The following is a 302-nucleotide window of genomic DNA, read 5'->3' as shown; positions in this document are numbered from 1 at the left end:
GCTTACGTTCGGACACGACTCGACGAATCCCTTCTAAATCATAGGTATTATCCTTCAAGGGTACCTCTTCATACTGTACGCCTTTGGTTTTTAAAGAATTGCGACTGTCTCTGGCATAGCCGATGACTCCCTGCATCGTATCGTAAGGAGCCCCGATTAAAGAAACAAGCAGGTCTCCTTTTTCCAAGAGAGCGCATAACACCGTAGCCAAGGCATGAGTTCCCGATACAAAATGAGGCCTGACAATAGCCTTTTCGGCCTTAAATACTCCGGCATACACTTCGTCAAGCTTTTCCCGACCT

Annotated in this window: 1 protein-coding gene; it reads right to left on the bottom strand. The window is 47.0% G+C overall.

What is annotated here, in order from left to right; all coding sequences use genetic code 11:
- The coding region (locus PGX78_RS09280; protein ID WP_270446682.1) for a methionine gamma-lyase family protein at nt 1-302 on the bottom strand (302 nt) is incomplete at both ends.

Source organism: Megasphaera sp. AF13-6AC (assembly GCF_027685385.1).
In the GTDB taxonomy this organism is placed as follows: Bacteria; Bacillota; Negativicutes; order Veillonellales; family Megasphaeraceae; genus Megasphaera; species Megasphaera micronuciformis.
Note: the sequence above shows the minus strand (reverse complement) of the source record. Positions and strands in the feature narration are given on the sequence as shown.